This is a genomic window from Pandoraea horticolens, from assembly GCF_902459555.1.
GTDB classification, from domain to species: Bacteria; Pseudomonadota; Gammaproteobacteria; order Burkholderiales; family Burkholderiaceae; genus Pandoraea; species Pandoraea horticolens.
In genome coordinates this window covers 1-4,432 of record NZ_CABPSM010000043.1, presented here as the reverse complement: position 1 = coordinate 4,432, position 4,432 = coordinate 1, and the positions used below count along the sequence as shown (strand labels likewise).

Sequence of the window (4,432 nt, the reverse complement as noted above, 5' to 3'; positions counted from 1 at the left end):
AGTCAAAAACACAGTCTTATGCCTACCCGTTATTGTAAGTGGGTGACTGTGTCCGGCGTTTCAGGGGGCCGCTCCAAGCACCGCTAACCACGAAAAAACCCATCCCGCCAAGCACGCCGCGCACTGAGCGATTTATGCAAGCGCGGATGGCGAGACCATGCGACAGTCAATCGCGATCGAAAAAATTTCTATCATCTGAAGCCCATGACTCAAGTTTCCAGCAAGGGAGCCATGCGCTCCCAGCCCCCAGTGACTGCGTCAACGTCGGCGCAGCCTCGACAGAATACGCACTCGCCTACTGCGCTGGTTGCCAATGTGCGCGTGGTACGTCAGGCCGATGAGTGGCTTGACATGCCGTCGAGCTCGGCCCAACGACCGCTTTCCTTCGCAACACCGGAAGTCACCTCGAACAGTGGATCGGAAAAACGTTCGGCATCACAGGATGCAAGCCGTGGAAGAGATGCTGCTTCAATGCCGCCCCCGACCAAAATCCCTCGACAAGGGAGCGTGTCGGGCGGGAAGGCGAAGATCACCGACGCCATGTTGCAGAAGTTGAGGGCCCTCGCCCAAGCAAGAATTGAGGCCGCGGGTGGGCTCGATGGTGTGGCCAGCCGGGACAATGTCCCGGCTGGGGCGCTGAAACATTACCAGCGCGCAGACGGCGCGCTGGCGAAGCCTGCCGAGGACCGGCTCAACCCGGGCGGGAAAGCGAAGATCACCGACGCCATGCTGCGGACGTGGAAGGCCCTCGGTCAGGCGGGGATCGAGGCTGCGGGTGGACTCGACGGTGTGGCCAGCCGGGAGAATGTCTCGGTTGGCGCACTGAAACATTACCTTCGTGCAGACGGCCGCCTGACCCAGGTCGGCGAAGACCGGCTTAACCCGGACGGGAAAGCGCAGATCACCGATGCCATGTTGCAGAAGTGGAAGGCCCTCGGCCAAGCGGGGATTAAGGCCGCGGGTGGGCTCGACGGGGTGGCCAGACGGGACAATGTCCCGGCTGTGGCGCTGAAACATTACCTTCGTGCAGACGGCCGCCTGACCCAGGTCGGCGAAGATCGGCTCAACCCGGGCGGGAAAGCGCAGATCACCGACGCCATGTTGCAGACGTGGAAGGCCCTCGGCCAGGCGGGGATCGAGGCCGCAGGTGGGCTCGACGGGGTGGCCAGGCGGGATAACGTCACGACTGCGGCATTGCGAAGTTACCTTCGTGCAGACGGCCGCCTGACCCAGCTTGGCGAAGATCGGCTCAACCCGGGCGGGAAAGCGCAGATCACCGGCGCCATGTTGCAGACGTGGAAGGCCCTCGGCCAGGCGGGGATCGAGGCCGCGGGTGGGCTCGACGGGGTGGCCAGGCGGGACAATGTCCCGGTTGGAGCGCTGAAAAGTTACCTTCGTGCAGACGGCCGCCTGACCCAGCGCGGCGAAGACCGGCTCACCCCGGGCGGGAAAGCGAAGATCACCGACGCCATGTTGCAGAAGTGGAAGGCCCTCGGCCAAGCGGGGATCGAGGCCGCCGGCGGGCTCGATGGGGTGGCCAGGCGGGACAATGTCCCGTCTGGGGCACTGAGAAGATACCTTCGTGCAGACGGCAGCCTGGCCCAGTTCGCCGAAGACCGGCTCAACCCCGGTGGGGAAACAAAAATCACCGACGCCATGTTGCAGACGTGGAAGACCCTCGGCCAAGCGGGGATTGCGGCCGCGGGTGGGCTCGACGGTGTGGCCAGACGGGATAACGTCACGACTGCGGCACTGCGAAGTTACCTTCGTGCAGACGGCAACCTGACTCAGTTCGGCGAAGACCGGCTCAACCGGGGCGGGAAAGCGAAGATCAGCAACGCCATGTTGCAGACGTGGAAGGCCCTCGGCCAAGCGGAGATCGAGGCTGCGGGTGGGCTCGACGGGGTGGCTAGGCGGGACAATGTCTCGGTTGGCGCACTGAAACATTACCTGCGTGCCGACGGCCGCCTGACCCAACTCGGCGAAGACCGGCTCAACCCGGGCGGGAAAGCGAAGATCACCGACGCTATGTTGCAGACGTGGAAGGCCCTCGGCCAAGCGGGGATCGAGGCTGCGGGTGGACTCGACGGGGTGGCCAGGCGGGACAATGTCTCGGTTGGCGCACTGAAAAGATACCTTCGTGCAGACGGCGGCCTCACCCAGTTCGGCGAGGATCGGCTCCGCAAGGATGGCACGGGGCCGATGTGAACCGCAAGTCGTCTCGCGGACTGTCTGGTCGGCAAGCGGGGTGAGGAGGGGCTCATGGACCGGATCATGGGCGCTGGCAACTGGTGACAGCACCGGCGCCGATCAACGTCAGCGAGGTACGGGCGATCAGGGGCCTTCGCCAGCCGATTTTCCGACCAGCCCCGCTTGCCGACCAGACAGTCCGACAACCTTCGGTTCACATCGGCCCCGCGCCATCCTTGCGGAGCCGATCCTCGGCGCGCTTCGTCAACGTGCCGTCTGCGCGCAGGTAATTTTTCAGCGTGCCAGACGCGATGCCATACTGCCCGGCCACGCCGTCAAGCCCACCCGCCTTAGCAATCCCCTGCTTGCCGAAGCGCTGCCACTCCCGCAACATCTTGGGGGTGATTTCCGCGCCCGGCGGGTTGAGCCGGTCCTCGGCTGGCTTCGTCAGCGTGCCGTCCACACGCAGGTAAATTTTCAGCGCACCAGACGCGACGCCGTACTGCATGGCCACGCCGTCAAGCCCCCCCGCCTTAGCAATCCCCTGCTTGCCGAGACGTTGCCACTCCCGCAACATCTCGGTAGTGACCATCGCTCTGCCGCGCCCCGTGCCAGTTTCTTTGCGGAGGATTTGGGCCGGCGGAGGCATTAAACCAGCACATCTCCCGCTGCCTGCGTCCTGTGGCGCTCCGCGCTTTCGATGGCAACCGCTGGCATGCAGCCCCTGAGTTTCGGGGTGCGGCGATCGTTGGGCCGAGGTCGGCGGCATGCCAGAGAACGCACCAGCATGCGACGCCGGTAGCTGCATAGCGAATCGTGATCACAGCATCTTGGATCGGGTTGCGAACCTGCGTACCTGCCCAGCGCCCCATCGAGCCTCGGAAACCGAGAGCCGGCGCTGCGACCATGACTCACTGTTTCGGATCAGTTGTTCGACTGCTTGCTGCCCTCTACTGCTGAGCCTGACGCCTTGCGAGCTATGGTGGTCAAGGCTTCATGCCCTTTGGGACGCATCCGATGAAGGCTCAGTACCGCAAGGCGATTATGCGTAGGTACTTCGAGCTCTACTTCGGCTGACTGAGCGCCAGCATTAGCTGGCCGTGAAATCCTAACCGCCGATCACTCTTTCGGTGACACATTTATTTCGCATCCGCCAAAGCCCCGCCCAGTAGTGCTCGCGGAAGCGCAGGCGGCTCACACTACGAGTGACACTTTTACTGACGTAATAGTGTCAGCTTTAATACGGTCTACGTGGGCTGGCAGGTTGTGCGCGCACCAGAATACAACCACCACGATGTTCTGGCAGCGATGCAGGACGCACTTCGGCCTCGCCGCAAACGTGACCGGCTACTCGTTGCGGGATTGGCATATCGGTCGGGAGCCGGTTTTGCCTCGGAAGCTTGCCCGGAAGTTGCTTACGCATGCTGGGATGTCCTGAAGGTCGATAATGCTGCAGCACACCTGAGTGAGGAAACCTTCGTACCGGCCTGCCAGTTCATCGGTTGCCGACTGGAAGCAGGCCCGGTGGCGCGACCGACAACGCGGCCTTTCATCGAACGGTTCTTCCTGACGCTGACGGACCGCATGTCTCGGCAGGTGATCGGCACCACTGGCCGTAACCCGGAAGATCCGGCAGGCCAGCGCGGCAGACGCGTACCGGTGGAACAGCTGATCACGTTGCCCGAGCTTGAAGAGTTGCTGGACATGACCATCGCGAACTACCACGCAACGCCACACGACGGGCTGAATGGGCGAACGCCACTGGAAGCACTGCAACTGGCCATTGCCCATCAGCAGACTGCCGTGCGCACATTGCCCCAGTTGCTACGAGCCCGGCTGCACCAGTTGCAACCGGTTCATCTGTGCGCGATACGAGGCAACTTGGCGCGTGGCGTCGCGCCCTATATCAGCTTATACGGCGCGAGGTACAGCAACGAAGTGCTGCAACGCACGCCTGGGCTCAGCGGTGAAAAAATTCGCGTCTACCCGAATCCTGCCGACATGCGTGAGGCATGGGCTTATCTGCCCAACGGTGCCGGGCTTGGCCGCCTCGCAGTCCTTGAGGGCTGGCGCTACAGTCGGCACACTTTGCGTCTGCGCAGGCACATCCTGCGGCAGCGCCGGCTAGGCAAGCTCAAGTTTGCCGGCGAACAGAATCCCGTGCAGGTGACCTGTCCGTGAAATTTCGTGCCAATCAAATCTAGAGATAATGGCTCCTCAGCTCAGATGAGGAGTTGGTATG

At 62.9% G+C, this 4,432-nt stretch carries 3 protein-coding genes; 2 read left to right on the top strand and 1 reads right to left on the bottom strand.

The genetic code is table 11. From position 1 onward, the window contains the following. Positions 1 to 471 precede the first annotated feature (471 nt). Positions 472 to 2,208, top strand: coding sequence for a hypothetical protein (locus PHO31112_RS26890; RefSeq protein WP_150624770.1), 1,737 nt, complete (start codon positions 472 to 474; stop codon positions 2,206 to 2,208). Positions 2,209 to 2,404: 196 nt separating this feature from the next. Here the strand turns inward: PHO31112_RS26890 and PHO31112_RS26885 are convergent, their stop codons facing one another. Continuing rightward, entirely contained in the window at positions 2,405 to 2,782 is a 378-nt protein-coding gene (locus tag PHO31112_RS26885) for a hypothetical protein (protein WP_150624768.1), read from the bottom strand. A 659-nt stretch (positions 2,783 to 3,441) separates the two neighbouring features. On the opposite strand from PHO31112_RS26885, the gene PHO31112_RS26880 reads away from it, so the two are divergent. Beyond that, positions 3,442 to 4,371: a hypothetical protein gene (locus PHO31112_RS26880; protein WP_150624766.1), complete on the top strand. Its 930-nt coding sequence runs from the start codon at positions 3,442 to 3,444 to the stop codon at positions 4,369 to 4,371. Positions 4,372 to 4,432: the final 61 nt, after the last annotated feature.